Below are 21,534 nucleotides of genomic sequence, written 5' to 3'. Positions count from 1 at the left end.
CAGCACTCCTGCGTCAGGCGGCGTCCAGGACGCCCAGGACGTCGCTTTCCTTCATGATCAGGAGGTCTTCGCCGTCGATGCGGACCTCCGAGCCGGACCACTTGCCGAACAGCACCTTCTGCCCGGCCTTCAGTTCGGGTTCGAGACGCCGGCCGTCCTTGTCCCGGGCGCCGGGGCCGACGGCGAGCACCTCGCCCTGCTGCGGTTTTTCCTTTGCGGTGTCGGGGATGATGATCCCGCCCGGCGTTTTGGCGTCTTCTTCGACGCGCCGGACGAGGATCCGGTCCCCGAGGGGTCGAAACGTCATTCCAGCCTCCGTTCCTCCGCCGGGCCCAGGGGCCCAGCCCCTTCATCCTCTTAAAGTTCAGCCGAAAGGGCGGCGCGCCAGCTGCGCCATGTCAGCCCGGCCGGCCCCTCGCGCGCGAAACGTCGGCGAAGCGGCAAAGTTCCGCAAAAGGAAGTACTCGTGCGGTGACGTTGCTTGCGGCGGGCTCCGATGGTGCACCACAGTGCACCGTCTAGACAGTGCAGGCCAAGTGGAGTTCCGCGAAACCCCGTCGCCCAGCCCTACGTTTTGCGCTGGTCCGTTCCACTCGGAGGCCAAGATGACCGAGCCCCAGCCGCCGTTCCCCGACCAGAGCCAAACCCCGCCGGGGACGACGTCACAGATGGAGCCCAAGCCCGACCACGGCGAGCAGTCCTACAAGGGATCGGGCCGCCTGGCAGGCAAGGCAGCCCTGATCACCGGCGGGGACAGCGGCATTGGGCGGGCCGTGGCCATCGCGTTCGCGCGGGAGGGCGCAGACGTCGCGATCGGCTATCTCAACGAGCACGACGACGCCGAGGAGACCCGGCGCTGGGTGGAGACGGCGGGACGTCGCTGCCTCTTGCTGCCCGGCGACCTTGCCGACCCGGCGCATTGCCGCGCCTTGGTGGAGAAGACCGTCAGCGAATTCGGTCGGCTCGACGTGCTGGTCGACAACGCCGCCGAGCAGGCGACCTACAAGAGCCTCGACGAGATCAGCGAGGAGGCCTGGGCGCGGACCTTCCAGGTCAACATCCACGCCATGTTCCACCTGGCCAAGGCGGCCCTGCCGCACCTGAAGCCGGGGTCGGCGATCATCAACACCACCTCCATCAACGCGGACGATCCCAATCCCTCCCTGCTGCCTTATGCGACCACCAAGGGCGCCATCCAGAACTTCACCGCAGGTCTGGCGCAGATGCTCGCCGAGAAGGGGGTGCGGGTGAACTGCGTCGCGCCGGGTCCGATCTGGACCCCGCTGATCCCGGCCACCATGCCGCCCGAGAAGGTGAGGCAGTTCGGGGCCAACACCCCGATGAAGCGGCCGGGCCAGCCCAAGGAAGTCGCACCGGTCTATGTGCTCCTGGCCTCGGACGAGGCGAGCTACGTCTCGGGCGCAACGGTGGCCGTCACCGGCGGCCGGCCGATGCTCTGAGGCCGTCAGGCCGCCGCCGTGACCAGGAGCTTCCTTTCAGTCGCTTCGACCCGCGCCAGGAAGCGTCCCGGCCGAACCCCGCGCGAGCCGGCGCTCGCGCGCTTCGGCCATCCGGCGCTGCACGAAGCCCTCCTCGAACTCGCTGGGCAGGATGACCGGGACCTGCAGGCAGATGCTCTGGGTGGGAAGGACGTCGCGCCAGGCGGCGATCAGCTCCTTGTAGGCCTGGCCTACGGGCCGGATTCGCCGGTCGAGGTCATAGAGCCCAAGCGCGTTCACCCGCCCGTTCTTTTCGCGAAGCGCCGTGTCCCAATCGACCTGATCGGTCAGCGAATACCAGGTGAAGCCGACGATCGGCACGCCGTCGTTGCGGATGCGCAGGACGTTGGCCCACTCCTTCCAGAGCCACAGGACCGCCTCGTCGCCCCGTTCGCCCTGAAGGTAGTTGGTCTCGGTGTGCATCACCGGCAGGTGATAGCGGGCGTAGTACTGCCGCGTGATCTCGTCGTAGCCGAACACCTCCCCGGCGGCGCGGGTGTGGCCGTCCGGCCAGATCCGGTGCTCGTTGGTGACGTAGTAGTCATTGCCGAGGATGCAGTGCGACTTCAGCCGCGCGTGCATGAAGAAGTCGTACTCCGCCGCCGTCATCCCGTTGTCCATCAGGTAGCGGTACATCTCGGAATTGACCCGGATCCCGTAGTTCAGGTCGAGCGCCAGGAAGCGCACGGCGTTCATGAACTCCGCCGGGCCGATGGCCGCGGGACTGTCGGCATGGAAGTATTCGGAGGACTCGCTCTGTACGAAGAGCGCGTCGGGACGCACGTCCAGGATCGCCTGCATGGCCAACACATTGGCCCGGGCGATGTGCTTGAGGGCGGTGACGAAGCCGCGGTCGGTCGTCATCTGCTCGTTCCACCAGCCGTACCTGGCCGAGAAGGTGGCGCAGATGAACATCTCGTTGATCGGGGTGTAGAGCTGCACCCAGGGAAAGCGCCGTGCGAAGTCGCCGGCGTAACGGGCGAAGAGGGCGGGGAAGTCGGGGTTCTGGAAGTTGCCGATCCAATCCGGCACGCCGAAGTGGCAGAGGTCGGCGATCGGGACGATGTCGCGCCGTCTCAGCTCGGCGAACGCCAGGTCGGTGAATTCCCAGTCGTATCGCCCGTCCCCCAGCCAGACCCGGTGCAGCGGCGGCCCGTAGCGCAGGAAGTGGATGCCGAGATCCTGGACGAGGGCGAAGTCCTCCTGCCAGCGCGCGTAGTGGCGGCAGGCGTCCATCTCGTCGACCCGCGTGCGGCCCTGGTGGATGGTGGGGTAGGAATTCTCGATCCCCGTGGCGAACATGAAGAGCGTCATCGGTCCATCCTGAAAGCCTCCGGGAAAACAAACACGGCCTTGCCGTGAAGGTTCTCCGCGGCCGTCGGAGCCTACGGACCATGAGCGCAACCCCGCCGGGCGACGTTCGATCGGCCACCCAGGAGGTGGGGGCGCTGCTCGGTCAGATCATCCGCGAGGAGGACCCGGCCGCCTTCGCGCGCATCGAAGCGGTGCGTCGGCTCGCCGTGGCCCGCCACTTCCAGGGCGCGGCCGGGGAGCTGCCGGCGCTGCTCGACGGTCTGAGCGCCGACGAAGCCTTCAAGGTCGTGCACGGCTTCGCTTGCTTCCTCCAGGCGGCCAACGCGGCCGAGGACGCGATGCAGGTGCGGTGCGCGAGCCTGGGCGAGGACGCCGTGCGCCTCGACGACGTGCTGGCGCGCCTCTCCGAGGCCGGGATCGACAAGGATCAGGTGCGCGCCTTGCTCGAGGAGAGCCTTGTCGTTCCGGTCTTCACCGCCCACCCGAGCGAGGTGCGCCGCCGCAGCGTCCTCGAACACGCCCGCGTCCTGCGCGAGACGCTGCAGGCGCTGGCGCGTCCTGACTGCGGACCCGGGGAGGCCGCGCTGTCGGAAGCCTTGCTGCGCGAAGTCGCGCTGCTTTGGGGCACGCGGCTGCTGCGAAGCGCCAGGCCGTCGCCGCTGGACGAGGTCGAGAACGCCGTGGCGGTGATGCGCACGAGCCTGCTCTCGGCCGTGCCTCAGCTCTACGAGGCTTGGGAGCGGCGGCTGGGAGCCGGGCTGGCGAGCTTCCTGCGCCTGGGCAGCTGGGTCGGCGGCGACCGCGACGGCAACCCCTATGTCACCGGCGAGGTGCTGCTGCGCGCGCTCGCCCGCCAGGCCGAGGCGGTGCTCGGCCACTACCTCGAGGAGGTCCGCCGGCTGGGCGTGAGCCTTTCGCTGTCCGAGGACCTCGCTCCGCCGCCGCCCGAGCTGACCGCCCTGGCCGAGAGCCTCGGGGACGTCCTTGCCACCAGCGCCGGAGAGCCCTACCGCCGCGCGCTGACCGCCGTGTACGCCCGGCTCGCGGCCACCTTCCAGGCGCTCACCGGGCGCGCGCCGCCCCGGCCGGCGGCCGCCGCAGCCCGGGCGTACGCCGCGCCGGACGAACTCATCGCCGATCTGGAGATCCTGCAGGCGTCGCTTCTGAAGACGCACGCCCAGGCCTTCGCCCACGGCCCGCTGCCGAACCTCATCCGCGCGGTGCGTGTGTTCGGCTTCCACCTGGCCAGCCTCGACCTTCGCCAGAACGCGGCGGTGCACGAACGGGTGGTGGCCGAGCTCCTGGCCGAGGCGGGGGCCTGCCGCGATTACCTCGCCCTCGACGAGCGCGGCCGCCAACGGCTCCTCCTGGAGGAACTGTCGCATCGGCGTCCGCTGTTCTCCCCGCTCGCCCGCTATTCCGAAGAGACCCTGCGCGAGCACGCCGTCTTCAAGGCCGCCGCCGACGCGAGGGCCCGCTTCGGCGCCGAGGCGCTCGGCGCCTACATCGTCTCCAACGCCGGTTCGGTGTCCGACCTGCTGGAGCCCTACGTCCTGATGAAGGAGGTCGGCCTCTTCGATCCGGGCGGACCGTCGGCGGCTCTGCGTGTGGAGCCGCTCTTCGAAACCATCACCGACCTGCGGGCCGCGCCCGAGGTGCTGGCCGCCTATCTGGAGACCCAGGCCGTGGCGTCGCTGCTGCGCGCCGAGCCGCGCCAGGAGGTGATGATCGGCTATTCCGACTCCAGCAAGGACGGCAGTTATCTGACCTCCAGTTGGCAGCTCCACCGCACCTCCGCCGCGCTGTCCGCCCTGGCCGACGCCAAGGGGGTCCGCCTGCAGCTCTTCCACGGCCGGGGCGGAGCGGTTGGCCGTGGCGGCGGCTCGAGCTTCGAGGCCATCCTCGCCCAGCCGCCGGGGGTGCTGCGCGGCCGCATGCGGTTGACCGAGCAGGGCGAGGTGATCGCGAACAAGTATGGCGACGCTGCGCTCGCCCGCCGCAGCTTAGAAGCCCTGGCCTGCGGCGTGATCAGCGCCTCCTTGAAGCCCGCCGCTCGGGATACGCCCGCCGCCGACGCTGAGGCCATGGACGCCATCGCCGAGGCCTCGCGACAGGCGTACCGCGCGCTCGTCTACGAGACCGAGGGCTTCGCCGACTTCTTCTTTGCGGCCACGCCGATCGCCGAACTGGGCGAACTCAACATCGCCAGCCGCCCGGTGTCGCGCCAGGCCACGCGGACCATCGAGGGCCTGCGGGCGATACCCTGGGTGTTCTCCTGGTCGCAGGCGCGCGTGATGCTGCCCGGCTGGTATGGGTTCGGCGCGGCCACGGCGCAGGCCGATCTGGCGCGGCTCAAGGCGTGGTGGGCCGAATGGCCGTTCTTCCGCGCCACCTTGCGCAACATGGAGATGGTGCTGGCCAAGGCCGACCTGGCGATCGGCGCGCGCTACGCCGATCTCGTGCCGGACGCCGATCTTCGCGACCACGTGTTCGGGCGCATCCGTGGGGAGTGGGATCGCACGGTCGACAGGCTGTTGCAGATCACCGGCCAATCGCAGCTGCTGGAGCGCGAGCCCCAGCTCGCCGAGGCGATCAAGGGACGGCTCCCGTATATCGATCCGCTCAACCACCTGCAGATCGAGCTGATCCGCCGCCGCCGTGCGGGCGAGGAGGACCCCAAGCTCAAGGAAGCCCTGCTGATGACCCTGAACGGGATCGCCTCAGGCCTGCGCAACAGCGGGTGAGGATAAGGGAACAGCCGCGGCCCGGGCGGGCGCGCGGCTGCCTTGGCTACTTGAAGTTGGGAGCGATCAGCATCGCCGCGGCGGCGAGCAGGCCCAACGTAAGCAGGCCGATCATGCCGACGCGATCGACAGTCCGCTCCAGCTTCGGGAAGGCCGCGGTCTCCAGGGCGTGGATGGCCTCGGCCTCCCGCCGACGCAGGTCTGTGCCTTCGGCCGACAGCCAGCGCCGGACATCGCGGAACAGGTTTCTCATGACCACATCCTCCGAAAAGCAACATGGTGACGAGAGGGTCGCGGGGATGGGTCCCGCGACCGTCTGCCGGGCCCATGGCGGCGCCCGGCAATAGGCGATTTAGGGCGCGCAGACCGGCGCGCAACGCCGCAGATCAGTTGGGCGCGAGGGTCGCGCGCAGCATCCAGGCGTGCTTTTCGTGGGCGGCCAGCCGGTCGTTCAGCAGGTCGACCGTCGCGGCGTCGCCAGCCGCCTCCGCCGCCTGGATCGCCGCCTTGACCGTGCCGCACACCTGCTCGTGGTCGGTCAGCAGGTCGCGCAGCATCTCCTGAGCGCTCCAGTGCGGATCGCCGTCCTTGACCCCGGTCAGGTTCGCCATCGAGGCGTAGCCCTGGGGCGCAAGCGCGCCCAGCGCGCGGATCCGCTCGGCGATCTCGTCGAGGGAGGCCCAAAGCGACTTGTACTGTTCCTCGAACAGATGATGCAGCGCCGGGAACTGCGGCCCGCGGACGTTCCAATGGTAACCGTGGGTTTTCAGGTAGAGCGCGTGCGTGTCGGCGAGCAGCTTGCCGAGCGCCAGCGCGACCTGGTTGGCCCCGGCCGCGGGCGCCGGAGCCGCCGGCGAGCTCGTCTTGGGCGTCTCTTGAGTCAGCATGCTTGTCCTCCAAGATTGCCGCCGCGGCGGCCCTTGGTCGGCGCCGCCGCGGCGGGCGGTTACGGGGTCATGAACCCGCCGTTCTGGTCCATCCGCTCCAGCGATCGGCCAAGCTCGCGGCCGAGCCGCCGCAGGGCCAGGCGGACGCGGCGCCAGCCGGCGCGGGTCCATGGGTTCAGCTTTGCCATAGCCACATCCTCCGTGAGCACATGGGTATGGATGGCCCTTGTCGGGCCTCGCGGCTCTCGCCGCTCAGAGTCTGATCTAGGGCGCGGCGGGCCGCCCGCAATCGTCTTCGAAGCCGCCCGCCGCAGATCCTCGCGTCACTGGGCCAGCCGCTCCGACGCCGGCGCCGCCGCGTCCGGCTTGGCGGCCTTGCGGGTGCGCCAGAGCGAGTAGGACACTCCGCCGATCAGCACGCTCAGGGTGACCGCCAGCGAGATCATCGGGTCGATCTTCCCGAAGATGACGTTGTAGAAGATCTTCGCGCCGGCCAGGGCCAGCAGCAGGCCCATGGCGGCCTTGAGGTGCTCGAACCGGTTGATCACGTCGGCCAAGGCGAAATAGAGCGCCCGCAGGCCCAGCACCGCGAAGATGTTCGAGGTGTAGACCACGTAGGGGTCCGTGGTGATGGCGAAGATCGCCGGCACGCTGTCGATCGCGAACATCACATCGCTGAGCTCGACCAGCACCAGGGCCAGGAAGAGCGGCGTGGCCGTCAACCGGCCGGTGTCGGCCCGTACGAAGAAGCGGCTGCCGTGCAACTCCTTCGTCACCGGCAGGCGTCCGATCATGAACCGATAGAGGGGATTGTTGAGCGCGTCGGCGGCCGCGCTGTGCGGGCGGCTGAGGCGCCAGCCCGCATAGAGCAGGAAGGCCCCGAACACCGGCAGCACCCAGGCGAACTCGTGCACGAGCGCAGCGCCGAGCCCGATCAGCAGCGCTCTCAGGACGAGGACGCTCAGGATCCCCCAGAACAGCACGCGGTGCTGGAGCTCGCGCGGGACCAGCAACATGCCGAAGATGGCCGAGATGACGAAGACGTTGTCGAGGGAGAGGCTCTTCTCCAGCAGATAGCCGCTGAAGAAGGCCGCGCCGGCGTCCGACCCGAGCGTCGCCCAGGTCCAGACGCCGAAGGCCACGGCCACCAGGATGTAGGCGCCGCTGAGGAGGAGGCTCTCCTTGAGGGGGATCTCGCGGCTCTTGCGGTGCAGCACGCCGAGGTCGAAGGCGAGCAGCCCGATGACCACGGTCACGAAGATCGCCCAGAGCCAGAGGGGCTTGTCGAGGAATTCGGCGGTCCAGATCATCTCTTCTTACGCTCCCGCCGCGCCGAGGGGCTGCGCACCTGCTTGCGCACGGCGCGGTAGTCGGCGGCGGCGTTCGGATCGAATTGTTCGAGGGCGTCGATCAGCGCATCGAGGTGCGAGACGGCCTCGAAGTCGGTGAGGTCGCGCGCGTCGGCCCACTCCAGGCCCAAGGCGTCGTTGGCCCAGGCGAGCAGGATGATGCGCTTCTGGTCGTCGCGCAGGCCCGGGTGCGCGATCACGTCGGCCGGTCGGGTGAAGGACGAGGCCGGGTCGATGAGCGCGTCGGCGAAGGCCGCTGCAGCCATCGGCCGGGCGACCTCCGCGACCTGCTGTTCAGCTCGGTTGACCCTCGACACGCCTAACATCCCGTCTCGACACAACAATCTCTCGAGAGGCGATTTAGAGCGGGGCAGGGGGCGCGCAAGGCGCGCTATTCGGCCAGGCGCTGCAGCATGTCCTCCGGCGGCCGGGCGACCAGGGTGAGCTCCAGGCGCAGGCGCTGACCGGTGCGGAACAGCTCGAGCGCGATGCGGTCGCCCGGCCGCTTGCCGGTGACGGCGCGGGTGACGGCTTCGGCATCCTCCATGTCGCGGCCGTCGACCTTGAGGATGGCGTCGCCCGGCTTGAGGCCGGCGACCGCCGCGGGCCCGCCGGGCGTGACGCTCGCCACCAGCGCGCCCTTGGGTTCGGACAGGCCCAGCGCCGCGGCCGCGTCGGGGCTGATGTCCTGCAGGGCCGCGCCCATGTAGCCCCGTTCGATCGGTCGCCGCGCGATCAGCCGCTCGGCGATGGAGCGGGCGGTGTCGGCCGGGATGGCGAAGCCGATGCCGACGTTGCCGCCGGACGGAGAGAGGATGGCGGTGTTGACGCCCACGAGCTGGCCTTGCGCATCGAAGCTCGGGCCGCCCGAGTTGCCGCGGTTTATGGGCGCGTCGATCTGCACATAGTCCACGAAGGAGGAGCCCAGGTCCCGTCCGTAGGCCGAGACGATGCCGGCGGTGGCCGTCGCGCCCAAGCCGAAGGGATTGCCGATGGCGATCACCCAGTCGCCCACCTTCGGCGAGCCGGCCCGCTTCAGGTCGACATAGCTGAAGCGTCCGCCCGACACCTTCAGGACGGCCAGGTCGGTGGCGGGATCGCTGCCGATCAGCCGCGCCCGCAGGCGGCGCTCGTTGTGCAGGACGACTTCGATCCGTTCGGCGCCCTCCACCACGTGATGATTGGTGAGCACATAGCCGTCCTCGGTGATGAAGAAGCCCGACCCGGAGGACATCCGCCGGGTGGGGGGGACGAGCTCCGGGCTCAGGAAGGGCAGGTCCGGCAGAACCAGCATCGGCGGCGAGGGAGCGCCCTCGGCGTAGATCGACACCACGGCGGGCGCGACCCGCTCGATGACGGGCGAGAAGCTGTCCGGCGCCCCGCCCCGGGCGAGCGGCGCCACGGCCGTATTGACCCGTCCGTTCGACGGCCAGTGGGTGGCGATCAGCGCGCCGCCCAGCGCGGCCGCCAGCAAGGCGAGCGCCAAGGTCAATATCCGCCAAGCCCGAGGCGACATGCTCCGTCTCGTGGTCGATCAAGGTTGAGGCGACGCGCGCCTGCGCCGCCGCGTCGGCCCAGCAAACGACCAAGGCGCAGGTTCGGTTTCGCACGTCTTCCCCTCGTCGGCGCCCGCCCTAAATCGCCGCCATGAGACCTGAAATCGGAAGCGAGGAAAGGCCATGATCTCGGATGTGGAGTTGAAACAGCGGGCCGAGGCGGAGATCGCTGCGGCCCTCGGCGACGACGCGTGCGATCTCGGGGTCGCTGTGAAGGATTCCGTCGCCACCCTGAGCGGCTTCGTAAGGCGCTATTCGGACGCCTGCATCGCCGAGCACGCCGTGCGCAAGGCCGGCGCGCGCGGCGTCGCCAATGAGATCGAGGTTCGCCTGCCGCTGCTCGACCGCCGCAGCGACCCGGACATCGCCCGCGCGGCGCTGAAGGCGCTGGAAGCCGAGGACCTCGGCGTCGCCGAGCGGGTTTTCGTTCGCGTGAAGGACGGCGTGCTGACCCTGGACGGGACGGTCGACAGCCCGGCCCAGCGCCTCGCCGCGGCGCGCGTCGTTCGCCGTCTGAAGGGGGTGAAGGACCTCCAGAACCAGCTGCGCGTCGAAGAGCGACCCGCAGAACCTCAGGCCGCGCCGTCGTCCGCGCCGGACCCGTCCGTTCGCGCGCCGGAGGAGCCGCGGTCCTTCGCCGAGCCCGGCGTGAAGGACCCCGCCATCCTTGCGACCCACGTGCGCGAGGCGGTCGGCGTGGTGGACAGCCTCGAGGAGCTGGAGGAGCTGGTGAACCAGCTGACCACCCACGGGGTGGACCGCACCGACATCAGCCTCATGGGCTCCTTCTCGGCGGTCTTCCACAAGCTGAAGAAGGTCTATCGCCGGCCTGACGAGGTGGCGGACCTGCCGGACGTGCCGCGCCGGGCGTTGGTCACCCGCGACGACGTGTTCGTCGCCACGCCGCTCGTCTTCGGCACCCTGCTGACCGTCGGCAGCTTCGGCGCGGCCCTGCCGATCGTCGCCTCGGGCGGCGCGCTGGCGGCGGCTGTGGCGGCCGCGATTGGCGGCGGCGCGGCGGCCGGCGCCCTGGCCCGCATCATCCGCGACAAGGTGGTCAACCCGCGTGACGCTGCGCGCCTGGAGGATGACCTGACGAGCGGCGGCCTGGTGGTGTTCGTGCGGGTCGACACCCCGGACGAGGAAACCCAGGCGCTGAAGATCATGCGCGATGTCGGCGCCGACAACGTGCACGTGCACGAGATCGACATCCGGCGGACCCGCGAGGACGTGCCTCTCGGGGCCATCCAACCTCTGCTGGGTGAGGCGCTTCCGCAGGCGGAAACAACGCGGTAGCAGGATTTCGGGAGGTCGCGCCGGCTGGCGCGGCCTATTCCCATGTGGTCTATAGTGCACGGAAGTTCAGCCGCTAAATCGTATCGGGGGCCACGCCTGCACCCCGTAGGGGTTCAGGAATGATGGATGCTGTTTCGCAGGAGCTCGAAGACGATCGCCCGGTGCCCTCGGGGATCGCCGGACTAGACGAGATCCTGGCGGGGGGATTTTCCCGCGGGAGCGTGCACCTCGTCGAAGGCGCGCCCGGCACCGGCAAGACGACCTTGGGCCTGCAGTTCTTGCTCGACGGCCGCGAGCGCGGCGAGCGGGGCCTCTATGTCACCCTGTCGGAGACCAAGCGCGAGCTGATGCGCTCGGCGCGGACCCATGGCTGGAGCCTGGACGGGATCGACATCTTCGAACTGGTTCCGCCAGAGCTGACGCTCGATCCCGAGCAGGAACAGACGCTGGTCTACGCCTCGGACCTGGAGCTGGGCGAGACCGTGGCGATGGTGCGCAAGGAGGTCGAGCGAGTGAAGCCCGACCGGGTGATCTTCGACAGCGTCTCGGAGATCCGGCTCCTGTCTCAGGGCTCGTTGCGCTACCGCCGCCAAGTGCTGGCGCTGAAGAACTTCCTGTCGCTCCAGAACTGCACGACGCTGTTTCTCGACGATCTGACGCAGCAGGCCGAGGAGACCAGCCTGCACAGCATGGTCCATGGCGTCGTGCGGCTGCATCAGACGGCCCTGCAGTTCGGCGGCGACCGTCGGCGACTGCAGATCTCCAAGCTGCGCGGCCGGGAGTACAAGGGCGGCTTCCACGACTTCGTCATCCGCAAGGGCGGCCTGCGGGTGTTTCCGCGTCTCATCGCCGCCGAGCACGACAAGGACGCCGCGGCGACGCCGCCGGTGACGACCGGGATCGTGGAGCTGGACGCGCTGCTCGGCGGCGGCCTGTCGCGCGGCACCAGCACCCTGGTCATGGGCCCGTCCGGGACCGGCAAGTCCTCTCTCACCCTGCACGTCGTGGCGGCCGCGCTTGAGCGCGGAGAGCGCGTCCTTGTGGTCTCCTTCGACGAGACGCGCCGCGTCCTGCTCGCCCGCGCCCAGGGCCTCTCCATCGACCTCGAGGCCGCCGCCGCCGAGGGCCGCCTGGCGCTGGAGCATATCGATCCCGCCGAGCTGTCGCCGGGCGAGATGATGGGGATGATCCGCCAGCACGTCGAGGCCGGCGCGCAGATGGTCGTCCTGGACTCGCTCACCGGCTACCAGAACGCCATGCCGGAGGAGAGCTATCTCATCCTCCATATGCACGAGCTTCTGAGCTACCTCGGCCAGAAGGGCGTGGTCACCCTGCTGGTGCTGGCCCAACACGGCCTCGTCGGGCCTATGCAAAGCCCCGTCGACCTTACCTACATCAGCGACACGGTGCTGCTGCTGCGCTTCTTCGAGGCCGGCGGCCGGATCAGACGGGCCTTGTCGGTGATGAAGAAGCGTACGGGACCACACGAGGAGACCATTCGCGAGTTCCGCATCGGTTCGGAGGGCTTGCGCGTCGGACCCGCCCTGGAGCAGTTCCACGGCGTGCTGACGGGCGTCCCGGCGTTCTCGGGCCCGACCTCGACCCTCCTGGAGCCGAAAGCGGATGAGGCCTGATCCGGTCCAGGATCCGCTGCTGGTCTTCTGCCCGATCGGCCGCGACGGCCGGGTCGGAGTCGAGCTGCTCCGCAAAGGCGGCCTGCCGGCGCGCGTCATCGACAGCTTCGATCCTCCGGGCGGCTACACGGACACCGGGGGCTTGCTGGTCGCTGAGGAGGCCTTCGAACGGGCCGATCCGGAGCCGCTGTTCGCCTGGCTGAAGAGCCAGCCGCCCTGGTCGGACTACCCCATCATCCTGCTGCGAAACCGCGACAGCGGCGTCACCCCGCAGGTCGAGGCCCGCTTCAACCGCCTTGGCAACGTGACCATCCTCGAGCGGCCGCTGCACCCGACCAGCCTGGTGAGCGCGGCCAGCGCGGCCCTGCGCGCGCGGCTGCGCCAGCGCGAGGCTGAGGCCTATCTACTCGAGCGCCTGCGGGCCAGCGAGGCCCTGCGCGAAACGGAAGGCCGGTTCCGCAACCTCGCCGACAGCGCGCCAGCCCTGATCTGGATGTCCGACGCCGACGGCCAGGTGATCTACGCCAACCGGCGGCATGCCGACGTCTTCGGGCGGCCGGCCGACACCTTCGCGGGGGCAGGGTGGCTGAGCGTTGTCGTCGAGGACGACCGAGAGGCGGTGCAGGCCGCCTGGCGGGAGGCCTGCGTGGCCCGGGAGAGCGCGAGCTTCGAATACCGGGTTCTCGACCGCGACGGACAGCTCCGCTGGCTGCACTGCGAGGCGGCGCCGCGGGGAAGCGACGGCGCCTACATCGGCCACGTGGCCTCGGCGACAGACGTGACGGACGTGAAGCTCTCGGCCGAGCAGCTGGAGCGGCGCGTCGAGGAACGAACCGCTGAGCTCGCCGCGGCGAACCGCCAGCTCCTGACGGAGATCGCCGAGCGCGAGAAGATGGAAGCGACCCTGCTGAAGATGCAGCGGCTGGAGGCGGTCGGCCAGCTCACCGCCGGCATCGCCCACGACTTCAACAACCTGCTGCAGGTCATCGTCGGCGGGCTCAGCATGGTTGAGAAGGGCGGCGACCCCGCCAGGGTCCAGTCGCGTATCCAGATGATGCGGCAGGCCGCCCAGCGCGGCGCCACGCTCACCAAGCAACTGCTCGCCTTCTCGCGCCGGCAGAAGCTCGCGCCCCAGTCGGTGAACCTCAACGAGGCGCTGGAGGGCATGCAAGGGCTGCTGCAGGGCGCGATCGGCGGCAGCATGGCGCTCGAGTTGAAGCTCGGGACATCGCTCTGGCCGGCTCTGGTCGACCCGACCCAGATCGAGATGATCGTCCTCAACCTGGCGATCAACGCCCGTGACGCCATGGACGTAGGGGGGCGCCTGACCGTGCTGACCCGCAACGTCACCATCAGCGGCGCGCGCGCGCGGCCCGAAGAGCCCGAGCCCGGCGACTATGTGATGGTGGCCGTCAGCGACACCGGGTCCGGCATGCCGCCGGAGGTGTTGGAACGCGTGTTCGAACCCTTCTTCACCACCAAGGGGGTCGGTAAGGGCTCCGGCCTGGGGCTCAGCCAGGTGCTCGGCTTCGCTAAGCAGTCGGGCGGCGGCGTCTCCATCGAGACCGAGCCGGGCAAGGGCACGACGGTGAAGGTGTTCCTGCCCCGCGCCAAGGGCGTGCAGCAGGACGCCTCGGCGTCCCTCCTGGCCGACGGGCTCAGGGCCACCGGCAAGGGCGGGACGGTGATGATCGTCGACGACGACGAGCTCGTCCGCGAGACCACGGCGCACATGCTGGAGCAGCTCGGCTACCGCGTCGTCCAGGCCGGCAGCGGCGGCGCGGCGCTCGAGATCCTCGACAGCCGCCGCAAGCTCGACCTTCTGATCGTCGATTTCGCCATGCCGGGCATGAACGGCGTCGAGCTCGCCAAGCTCGCCGCCGCCAAGCGGCCCCAGCTGCCGATCCTCATGGCCACAGGTTTCGCCGACCACAGCGCGATCCAGCACCTTGCCGCCGAACAGGTTCTCACCAAGCCGTTCTCGGAAGCGGAGCTCGCCCAGCGGGTGCGCCGCGCGCTCGAGGATGGCGTCGGCGCCACAGCTTGAAGCGCCGCTATGGCGCTCTGCAACAGTTTTGCGGCCAGCGCATTTTCCGGGCATGAACCGCCGCTTTGTGGTCGCCAAGCTTCGGGGCTCGCAGGACGTCTCCGGCATCATCCTGCCGGAGAGCACCGATCGCGCGCAGCTGCTGCAACGCGGGGCCGAGCTCCTCTCGCACCTGACCGCTTCGCGCGTACGGCCAGATGAGGTCGAGCTGCTGCCTTACTTCCCCCCTGAGCGCGACCAGATCCGGCTCGCCTCCTAGCCTTCATCGGGCCTTCCGATGACGGTCCAGGTCACGGCCATCCAGCAGGCGCCATCTTGCATCCTCGGGGAGGGGCCCTTTTGGGACGCGGGCGCAGGCCGGCTCCTGTGGGTCGACATCGTCGGCCGGCAGGTTCACGCGCTGGATTCGAAGACAGGACTGACCCGGCAGTGGGCGACGCCCAAGCTCGTCTCGGCCGCCGTCCCCGCGCGCTCCGGCGCGCTGATGCTGGCGATGCAGGACGGCGTCTATCGCTTCGATCCCGAGCAGGAAACGCTGCGGCTGTTCTGCCGCGCCGACGCCGATCCGGAGAACCGGTCCAACGAGTGCCGCTGCGACCCGCAAGGCCGCCTCTGGCTCGGGACCATGCAGAACAACATCGCTCCTGACGGCGCCCCACGCCCGGTCACCCGGTTCACCGGCGGCCTCTTTGTCGTGGGGCCGGACGGCCGCAGCCGTCGCCTTCTGGGCGACATCGGCGTCGCCAACACCCTGGCCTGGAGCCCCGAGGGCGAGCGGCTCCATTTCGCCGACAGCCGCCGCAAGCTGATCTGGCGCTTCCGCTACGATCCGGAAGGACCGACGCTGCACGACCAGGAGGTGTTCGTCGAGGGCGGCCCAGGCGTTCCGGACGGCTCGGCCATGGACGCGGACGGCTTCCTGTGGAACGCGCGCTGGGGCGCCGCTTGCCTGATCCGCTATGCGCCCGACGGCCGAGCGGACAGGATCATCGACGTGCCGGCGCGCCAGCCCTCCAGCTGCGCGTTCGGGGGCGAGGACATGAAAACCCTCTACGTGACGACCGCCCGGCACGGCCTGGACGCAGCGTTGGCGGGCCCCTTCGACGGCCGCCTGCTGCAGCTCCGCGTCGAGACGCCCGGTCTGCCGCTCCCGGTCTTCGCCGGCTGAACCCAAGAAGCGAGATTGGCCCTTGTGCGGCCAGGGCTTTGACCTAGTTCACCCTATGCCGCCGATGTGGCGGCCGAGGAGTTCGTCGGCCGGGGACCTGGCCGGCGCGCCGCACGTGGCGACGCGGCACGGTCCGGTGTCATGGACAGCCGGTCAGGCGGGCGCCGAAGCTTACGTCCCCCAGCCGGCGGACGCCCGCTCCCCGCGCCGCGGACTCCTCGCGAATTGTCCCAGCAAGGAGGCAAGCGATGGATCGTAAGGATCTCGCCACGCAAGGGGCGAACGACCGCAGTCCCGCCCCTCAGTCGCGTCAGGACTGGCTCGGGCCCGCCTTCGGCGGATTCGGTCCGCTGGTGGGTCTGCGCGACCAGATGAACCGGCTCTTCGATTCCGTCTTCAAGGACCTCACCGCCCAGAGCTCGGCCGTGAGCTGGCCGAGCATCGAGGTGCAGGACAAGGACGGCGCCTACCGGATCAGCGCCGAGCTGCCGGGCCTTGACGAGAAGGACGTCGAGGTCTCGCTGCAGGACGGCGTGCTGACCATCCGCGGCGAGAAGAAGGCGGAGACCGAGGACAAGGAGCGGCAGTACAGCGAACGCTACTACGGCCGCTTCGAGCGCCGCCTGTCCCTGGGCGAGCTCGACGAGGAGAAGATCACCGCCAGCTTCGACAATGGCGTGCTGACCATCACCGCGCCGAAGTCGCCCAAGGCCGAGGCTCAGGCCAAGCGAATCCCGATCAGCACGGGCCAGACGGTCCACTGATCGGGCGGGGCGCCGTTCAGCGCTCCGGACAGCCCCGGGAGAGCGGTTCTCGCCAGTTCCGCCCTCTCCCGGGGCCTTATTTTTGTTGGGCGTGGCCCGGCGTCCGAGCGTGCAAAAAGAAGGGCGCCTGGTCAGGCGCCCATGAAGATCGCTCCGACGACGAAGCCTATGGCGGCGATGAGGACGGCGATCGCGCTGTAGGCCAGGATCTCCTCCTCCTTCGACATGCCCGACGTCGTCGAGCGGGTCTTGGTCTCAGCCATCCGGTCTCACCTCCTTTCCGTGCCGGTTATGGGTCACCTCAGTCCCGCCGCTGGCCGAACAGGGACAGTAGGAATTGGAAGAGGTTGATGAAGTTGATGTAGAGGCTGAGCGCGCCGTAGCTGGTGGCCACCCCGCGCGCGGCCTCGTTCCCGCCGAGTTCGTAGTAGCTCAGCTTGAGGCGCTGGGTGTCGTAGGCGATCAGGCCCGCGAACACGAACACGCCAATTACGCTGACCGCGAACTGCACGGCTTCCGATCGCAGGAACAGGTTCACCAGGCTCGCGATGATCAGGCCGATCACGCCGACGATCAGGAAGGAGCCGAAACCGGTGAGGTCCTTCTTGGTCGTGTAGCCCACGAGGCTCAGCGCCCCGAAGGCGGTGGCGGTGATCAAGAACATCGAGGCGATGGAGGCGCCGGTGTACATCAGCCCCACCACGCCCAGGGAGGCCCCGATCAAGGCCACGATGGTCCAGTAAAGGGCGCTCGCCGAGCCGCTGGTGGGGTTTCGCATCGCAAACCCCGAAACCAGCAGGATGCCCAGCGGGGCGAAGGCGACGATCCAGCCCAGCGGCGTCATGCCGGCCAGACGGCTATCGGCGCCCACCACGAACATAAGGTCGCGGATCGGCGCAACGCTCGACGTCAAGTAGGCGAGGGCGGCCGAGACGACCAGGCCCAGGGCCACCTTGTTGTAGACCCCGATCATGAAGGATCGAAGGCCCGCATCCACGGCCATGTCGGCGCGCTGAGCGGGTATCGATCCGTATTGGCTTCGATAAAGATCGCTCATTGCTGAAGGTCCCTAGATTGAAGAGGTCTTCCTCCAGCTTTTTGAATCTAGGACGGGCCCGCGGACGCACAAGACCACGCTTCAGGCGAGGTATTGCCCGCCGTTCACGTTCAGCGTCTCTCCGGTGATGAACCCTGACTCGTCGGCCGCAAGGAAGGCGACGCAGCGGGCGATCTCTTCCGGCCGCGCCAGGCGTCCCACGGGGATCTGCGCCACGATCTCCTCGAGGACGGCCTTCGGCACGGCCGCCACCATCTCCGTGTCCGTGTAGCCGGGGGAGACGGCGTTCGCCGTGACGCCCTTGCGCGCGCATTCCAGGGCCAGGGCCTTGGTGAAGCCGAGGACGCCGGCCTTGGCCGCCGCATAGTTGGTCTGGCCGATCTGGCCCTTCTGCCCGTTGACCGACGCGATGTTGACGATCCGGCCGTAGCCGCGGTCCCTCATTCCGGGGAGCACTTGACGCGTGACGTTGTAGAGGCCGGTCAGGTCCACCGCGAGCACGGCGTCCCAGGCGTCCGGCTCCATCTTGTGCAGCATGGCGTCACGGGTGACGCCGGCGTTGTTGACCAGGATGTCGACCGGTCCCAGCTGCGCCTCCACCTGGGCGACGGCGCGGGCGCAGGCCTCCCGATCGGTGACGTCGCAGGCCACCAGCGGCATGGCCAGATCGGGCCTGGGGTCTCCGGCTGGCCGGACGTTGAGGCCGGCCACGCGATGCCCCTCGGCCGCCAGCCGTTCGCAGATGGCGCGGCCGATGCCCCGGCCGGCGCCGGTCACGAGCGCCACGCGGCCCATGGTCAGCGCTCCATGACATACCGCCCGGGCGCGGCCTCCACCTCGGCGAGGCCGCCGAGCGGCCTGGCCTTGGCGGGCGGGCGGGTCGCAGGCTCGGACCGATCGGCGAGCCAGCCGGTCCAGGCCGGCCACCAGGAGCCCTCCTGCCGCGGCGCGCTCTCCACCGCCTGAGGCGGCATGTAGGGCGATCCGGCCGCGGCGGTCACGATGCGGTAGTAGGCCTTCGGCTTGCCCGGCGGGCTGACGACGCTGGTGTTGTGTCCGCCGCCGGTGAGGACGAAGGTGCGCTCGCCCGAAGCGTGGAGCTCGAGGCGATGCACCGAGCGCCAGGGCGCAATGTGGTCGAGCTCGGCGCCCAGCACGAACAAGGGCGCCCGAAGATCCTTCAGGCCGATTTGGCCGCCGTCGACGATCATCTCGCCGCGCGCGAGGCGGTTCTCCAGATAGCAGCCGCGCAGATATTCGGCGTGCATGCGCGCCGGCATGCGGGTCGTGTCCGCCAGCCAGGTCTCCAGGGGACCCGCCGCGGCCGCCTCACCCTTGAGATAGCGGTTCACGATCCGCGGCCACAGCATGTCGTTGGCGCGCAGGCCGTAGAAGGACAGCGCCATCTGCCAGCCCTGGAGCACGCCGTGCGCCTGCATCGCGGCCTCCAAGGCGGCCACGTCAGCTTGGGTGAGGAGCTTGCGGTAGTCGCCGGCCTCCTCGAAGTCGGTCTGCGCGGCCAGCAGGCTCACGGAAGCCAGCGCCAGATCGCCGAGCCGGCCGCGCCGGGCGGCCTCGATGGCCAGCAGCGTCCCGCCCAGGCAGTAGCCGACCGCATGTACGGGCGCGCCGCAGATCGATCGGGCAAGCGCGATGGCGGTCTCCACGCCCTCGCGCCGGTAGTCGTCCAGGGCGAGCTCGCGGTCGTCGGCGCTGGGGTTGCGCCACGAGATGGCGAAGACGGAGAAGCCTTGCTCGAGGAGGTGACGGACGAGGGACGTCTCCGGCGTCAAATCCAGAATGTAGAACTTCATGATCCACGCCGGCACGAGCAGGACCGGCTCCGGCCGCACGCTCGCGGTGACCGGATCGTACTGGATGAGCTCCATGATGCGGTTGCGGAAGACGACCTTGCCCGGCGTGGCCGCCAGGTCTTTTCCGACCTTCAGCACATCCTCGCCGGCGAGCGGCTTGCCCTCCAGAAGCCTGCCGGCGTCCTCGAGCCAGAGCGCGGCGCCATCCAGGAGCGTGCGGCCGCCGCTCCGCGCCGCGGCGGCCAGCACCTCTGGGCTGGCCCACGGTTGGTTGCTGGGGGACATCGCCCCAAGGCTCAGCAGGCCCAGGTGCTCGACGCGGCGGCGATCCTGTTCGGCAAGGCCGGGCAAAGGCGCGCATCCAGTCCGCCAGAGGCGCTCGAGAAGGAGCTGTGTCTGGGCCAGGGCTGAGAAAGGCGGCGCCTCCCATCCGGCGCCAGCGAACCGCTTGTCGTCGCGATCGGGCTGGAACGCCCACTGGCTGCGCGCCGACGGGGCGGTCGCAATGGCGGCTGCGCCGCTGGCCAGCGTCGCGCCGAGTTCGCCAAGGCGCTCGGGATGTCGGCAGACCTGCTGCGCCCAATTGCAGAAGGCCGCCATAGTAGGCGCGGGATCCACACCGCCGGTCGCGCAGGCCAGCGCCTGCCGCAGCGCTTCCGGCCAGGTCGGCGACTGAGAGTCGGCGACCTTGTCGGCCGCCTCTTGAGAGGAAGCATCGAAAGCCACGGTTCACCTCGATTTCGCAGATGCGAAATGGGTCAAGCCGCGGCTCGGTCAAGAGGTCTGGAAAGGCGCCGCCGCCGCCCTAGCTCTTAGGGCGGAGAGCTCCCATGGAGGACGTGCTCATCGACATCGAGCAGTGGCTGCGGGCGGGGGTCGGCTGGGCCGGACCCGCACTGGCGATCGCCGCGCTCCTGGAATCGCTCGTGGTGGTGGGCGCCGTCGTGCCTGCGACCCCGGTGCTGGTGGCCATCGGCGGGGTGATGGCCGCAGGGCATGCGCCGCCGACCCTGCTCGCCTGGGCGGCCGCCGGCGCCTTTGCGGGCAACTGGACCTCGTTCGAATTGGGAGCCGCCGCGCGCCGGCGAAACCTGCGTCTCCCCAGCCGACTGGGGGATCAGGTCGGCCAGGTGACGGAGGGCCTCTTCGCGCGCTACGGCCCCGCGGCGATCATCGTCGGCCGCTTCCTTGGCCCGGCGGCCTCGGTCGCGCCGTTCGCGGCCGGCTGGAGCGCCATGCGCCGCTCCCGTTTCCTGCTGGCGAACGCCGCGACCTGCATACTCTGGCCATCGGTGATGGCCAGTCTCGGCTACTTCGGGGTGGAGGCGATCCTGGCGCTGTAGACCCGCCGTCTCGATAGCCGCTACTTGGCTGACGGCGCCGGCGTCCAGCCCTGTCCGCAGACGCGGCCGTCAGGCGTCGAGGGCGCGATAGGCCTCCTCCGCGACGACGACCAGTTCGTCGAGCGGCAGATCCCGTGGCGCATCCACGGGACGCTCAGGGATCGCGCCGATGGGCGCTTCGAAGCTCTTGAGGATTTCGATCTCGGGTTTTTCGATGTCGGGCATCGTTCGCTCCCAAGGATAGTGTCTGACGATCAGGATATAGGGCGCGCCTCGGCCGAGGCAGGGTTCGAGGCGCCGCTCCGGCCGGCTGGAAGCAGGAGCAGCTTGCGACCCGCCCGCGCCAGCCGCCCCGCCTCGCAGAGCTTGCGCACCTCTCGGCTTGTGGTCTCGGGCGACAGGCCGAGGAAGTCGCTGAGCTCGATCTGGCTCAGGGGGAGGGGGCAGGGCGCCGCGCCCGCCACCAGCCGCTGCGAAAAGGCGTCCAAACAGGCGGCGATCCTCTCGGCGGCGGGCAGGCTGCGGATGCAGAGCACGTGCTGGGCGAAAGCGCGATAGTGGCCCAGGCAGCGCTGGGCGACCTGCATCAGCGGATCAGGCTGTCCCTTCGTCGAACGGACGAAGGCGGCGCTCGAATAGGCCATGAGTTCGAGGTCCGTGCTCGCCTCGGCGGTGCAGTCCCGGACGTCGAGCGCGAAGCCGAACAGGTCGCCTGGGAAGCAGAAGCCGACGATCTGCCTGCGGCCGTCGCTCGAGTAGAGTAGGAGGCGCACGCAGCCCGCCTCCACACGGTAGAACGTCGTGGCGGCCTCGCCTTCCTGGTACACCGTCTGCCCTCGACAGCGTCGCACGCGCCAGCCGACCACGTCGCGCGCGCTAGCGCCCAGGGGATCTGCGCTGAAGCTTCGGGATTCCGGCCACAGCGGGATGGCGACGGACGAGGGGCCGTCTGAGCGATCGGCGGCAAGCGCCCGGGCTGCGGCCGTCGAGGCAACCATGAGCGTCCTTCCTCCACGGACTCCCGGGAAGAAGACCACCTCCTGCCCCGTGCATTATATTGCA

General features: G+C 69.5%; 23 protein-coding genes. 9 read left to right on the top strand and 14 right to left on the bottom strand.

The window, feature by feature from the left end:
* Positions 1 to 13: 13 nt before the first annotated feature.
* The gene (locus H2041_RS12565) at positions 14 to 307 is read right to left on the bottom strand and encodes a co-chaperone GroES (RefSeq protein WP_012520339.1); all 294 of its coding nucleotides are present in this window, start codon (positions 305 to 307) and stop codon (positions 14 to 16) included.
* 298 nt (positions 308 to 605) lie between these two features.
* On the opposite strand from H2041_RS12565, the gene H2041_RS12560 reads away from it, so the two are divergent.
* Positions 606 to 1,460: an SDR family oxidoreductase gene (locus tag H2041_RS12560; RefSeq protein WP_293392625.1), complete on the top strand. Its 855-nt coding sequence runs from the start codon at positions 606 to 608 to the stop codon at positions 1,458 to 1,460.
* 36 nt (positions 1,461 to 1,496) lie between these two features.
* Here H2041_RS12560 and H2041_RS12555 read toward each other — a convergent pair whose 3' ends face one another.
* Positions 1,497 to 2,813, bottom strand: coding sequence for a family 1 glycosylhydrolase (locus H2041_RS12555; RefSeq protein WP_293413118.1), 1,317 nt, complete (start codon positions 2,811 to 2,813; stop codon positions 1,497 to 1,499).
* 80 nt (positions 2,814 to 2,893) lie between these two features.
* On the opposite strand from H2041_RS12555, the gene ppc reads away from it, so the two are divergent.
* Positions 2,894 to 5,557, top strand: coding sequence for a phosphoenolpyruvate carboxylase (gene ppc / locus H2041_RS12550; protein ID WP_293413116.1), 2,664 nt, complete (start codon positions 2,894 to 2,896; stop codon positions 5,555 to 5,557).
* 46 nt (positions 5,558 to 5,603) lie between these two features.
* On the opposite strand, the gene H2041_RS12545 is transcribed toward ppc, so the two are convergent.
* The 6 genes from H2041_RS12545 to H2041_RS12520 all read right to left on the bottom strand — a co-directional run bounded on the left by H2041_RS12545 (position 5,604) and on the right by H2041_RS12520 (position 9,279).
* On the bottom strand, positions 5,604 to 5,810 hold the full coding sequence (locus H2041_RS12545) for a hypothetical protein (RefSeq protein WP_293392635.1): 207 nt from the start codon (positions 5,808 to 5,810) through the stop codon (positions 5,604 to 5,606).
* Positions 5,811 to 5,943: 133 nt separating this feature from the next.
* Positions 5,944 to 6,444, bottom strand: a complete 501-nt coding sequence (locus H2041_RS12540) for a DNA starvation/stationary phase protection protein (RefSeq protein ID WP_293413114.1) — start codon at positions 6,442 to 6,444, stop codon at positions 5,944 to 5,946.
* A 59-nt stretch (positions 6,445 to 6,503) separates the two neighbouring features.
* Positions 6,504 to 6,632, bottom strand: coding sequence for a hypothetical protein (locus tag H2041_RS12535; protein WP_293413112.1), 129 nt, complete (start codon positions 6,630 to 6,632; stop codon positions 6,504 to 6,506).
* Between the two features lie 135 nt (positions 6,633 to 6,767).
* Positions 6,768 to 7,754: a TerC/Alx family metal homeostasis membrane protein gene (locus H2041_RS12530; RefSeq protein ID WP_293413110.1), complete on the bottom strand. Its 987-nt coding sequence runs from the start codon at positions 7,752 to 7,754 to the stop codon at positions 6,768 to 6,770.
* Positions 7,751 to 8,110 (bottom strand): hypothetical protein, encoded by a 360-nt coding sequence (locus H2041_RS12525; RefSeq protein ID WP_293413108.1) that lies wholly within the window; start codon positions 8,108 to 8,110, stop codon positions 7,751 to 7,753. Before H2041_RS12525 ends, H2041_RS12530 begins: the two co-directional genes overlap by 4 nt.
* Positions 8,111 to 8,184: 74 nt before the next feature.
* A complete protein-coding gene (locus tag H2041_RS12520; protein WP_293413106.1) occupies positions 8,185 to 9,279 on the bottom strand; it encodes a trypsin-like peptidase domain-containing protein in 1,095 nt (364 codons plus the stop codon).
* Positions 9,280 to 9,472: 193 nt separating this feature from the next.
* Between H2041_RS12520 and H2041_RS12515 the strand changes: the two genes are divergently transcribed.
* From H2041_RS12515 to H2041_RS12490, 6 genes are all read left to right on the top strand, one after another.
* Complete coding sequence (locus H2041_RS12515) at positions 9,473 to 10,645, top strand: BON domain-containing protein (protein ID WP_293413104.1); 1,173 nt, start codon at positions 9,473 to 9,475, stop codon at positions 10,643 to 10,645.
* A 119-nt stretch (positions 10,646 to 10,764) separates the two neighbouring features.
* Positions 10,765 to 12,279 (top strand): ATPase domain-containing protein, encoded by a 1,515-nt coding sequence (locus H2041_RS12510; protein ID WP_293413102.1) that lies wholly within the window; start codon positions 10,765 to 10,767, stop codon positions 12,277 to 12,279.
* Complete coding sequence (locus H2041_RS12505; protein WP_293413100.1) at positions 12,269 to 14,326, top strand: PAS domain-containing sensor histidine kinase; 2,058 nt, start codon at positions 12,269 to 12,271, stop codon at positions 14,324 to 14,326. The genes H2041_RS12510 and H2041_RS12505 overlap by 11 nt, the downstream gene beginning before the upstream one ends.
* 52 nt (positions 14,327 to 14,378) lie before the next feature.
* Positions 14,379 to 14,585 carry a hypothetical protein gene (locus H2041_RS12500; protein ID WP_293392661.1) on the top strand — a complete coding sequence of 69 codons (207 nt, stop codon included), beginning with the start codon at positions 14,379 to 14,381 and terminating at the stop codon, positions 14,583 to 14,585.
* 18 nt (positions 14,586 to 14,603) lie between these two features.
* On the top strand, positions 14,604 to 15,494 hold the full coding sequence (locus H2041_RS12495) for an SMP-30/gluconolactonase/LRE family protein (RefSeq protein ID WP_293413098.1): 891 nt from the start codon (positions 14,604 to 14,606) through the stop codon (positions 15,492 to 15,494).
* A 248-nt stretch (positions 15,495 to 15,742) separates the two neighbouring features.
* Entirely contained in the window at positions 15,743 to 16,258 is a 516-nt protein-coding gene (locus tag H2041_RS12490) for an Hsp20/alpha crystallin family protein (RefSeq protein ID WP_293413096.1), read from the top strand.
* A 131-nt stretch (positions 16,259 to 16,389) separates the two neighbouring features.
* Here H2041_RS12490 and H2041_RS12485 read toward each other — a convergent pair whose 3' ends face one another.
* From H2041_RS12485 to H2041_RS12470, 4 genes are all read right to left on the bottom strand, one after another.
* Positions 16,390 to 16,521 (bottom strand): hypothetical protein, encoded by a 132-nt coding sequence (locus H2041_RS12485; protein ID WP_293413094.1) that lies wholly within the window; start codon positions 16,519 to 16,521, stop codon positions 16,390 to 16,392.
* Positions 16,522 to 16,559: 38 nt separating this feature from the next.
* A complete protein-coding gene (locus H2041_RS12480; protein ID WP_293413092.1) occupies positions 16,560 to 17,315 on the bottom strand; it encodes a Bax inhibitor-1/YccA family protein in 756 nt (251 codons plus the stop codon).
* Positions 17,316 to 17,396: 81 nt separating this feature from the next.
* Positions 17,397 to 18,110: an acetoacetyl-CoA reductase gene (phbB, locus tag H2041_RS12475; RefSeq protein ID WP_293413090.1), complete on the bottom strand. Its 714-nt coding sequence runs from the start codon at positions 18,108 to 18,110 to the stop codon at positions 17,397 to 17,399.
* 2 nt (positions 18,111 to 18,112) lie between these two features.
* Entirely contained in the window at positions 18,113 to 19,855 is a 1,743-nt protein-coding gene (locus tag H2041_RS12470) for an alpha/beta fold hydrolase (protein ID WP_293413088.1), read from the bottom strand.
* A gap of 104 nt (positions 19,856 to 19,959) precedes the next feature.
* Between H2041_RS12470 and H2041_RS12465 the strand changes: the two genes are divergently transcribed.
* Positions 19,960 to 20,472, top strand: a complete 513-nt coding sequence (locus H2041_RS12465; protein WP_293413086.1) for a VTT domain-containing protein — start codon at positions 19,960 to 19,962, stop codon at positions 20,470 to 20,472.
* 69 nt (positions 20,473 to 20,541) lie between these two features.
* Here the strand turns inward: H2041_RS12465 and H2041_RS12460 are convergent, their stop codons facing one another.
* Together H2041_RS12460 and H2041_RS12455 are read right to left on the bottom strand one after the other, a co-directional pair.
* The gene (locus tag H2041_RS12460) at positions 20,542 to 20,697 is read right to left on the bottom strand and encodes a hypothetical protein (RefSeq protein WP_293413084.1); all 156 of its coding nucleotides are present in this window, start codon (positions 20,695 to 20,697) and stop codon (positions 20,542 to 20,544) included.
* A gap of 29 nt (positions 20,698 to 20,726) precedes the next feature.
* Complete coding sequence (locus H2041_RS12455) at positions 20,727 to 21,470, bottom strand: Crp/Fnr family transcriptional regulator (protein ID WP_293413082.1); 744 nt, start codon at positions 21,468 to 21,470, stop codon at positions 20,727 to 20,729.
* Positions 21,471 to 21,534: the final 64 nt, after the last annotated feature.

Source organism: Phenylobacterium sp. (assembly GCF_013911965.1).
In the GTDB taxonomy this organism is placed as follows: Bacteria; Pseudomonadota; Alphaproteobacteria; order Caulobacterales; family Caulobacteraceae; genus Phenylobacterium.
This window is presented reverse-complemented; position numbering and strand designations above follow the sequence as displayed.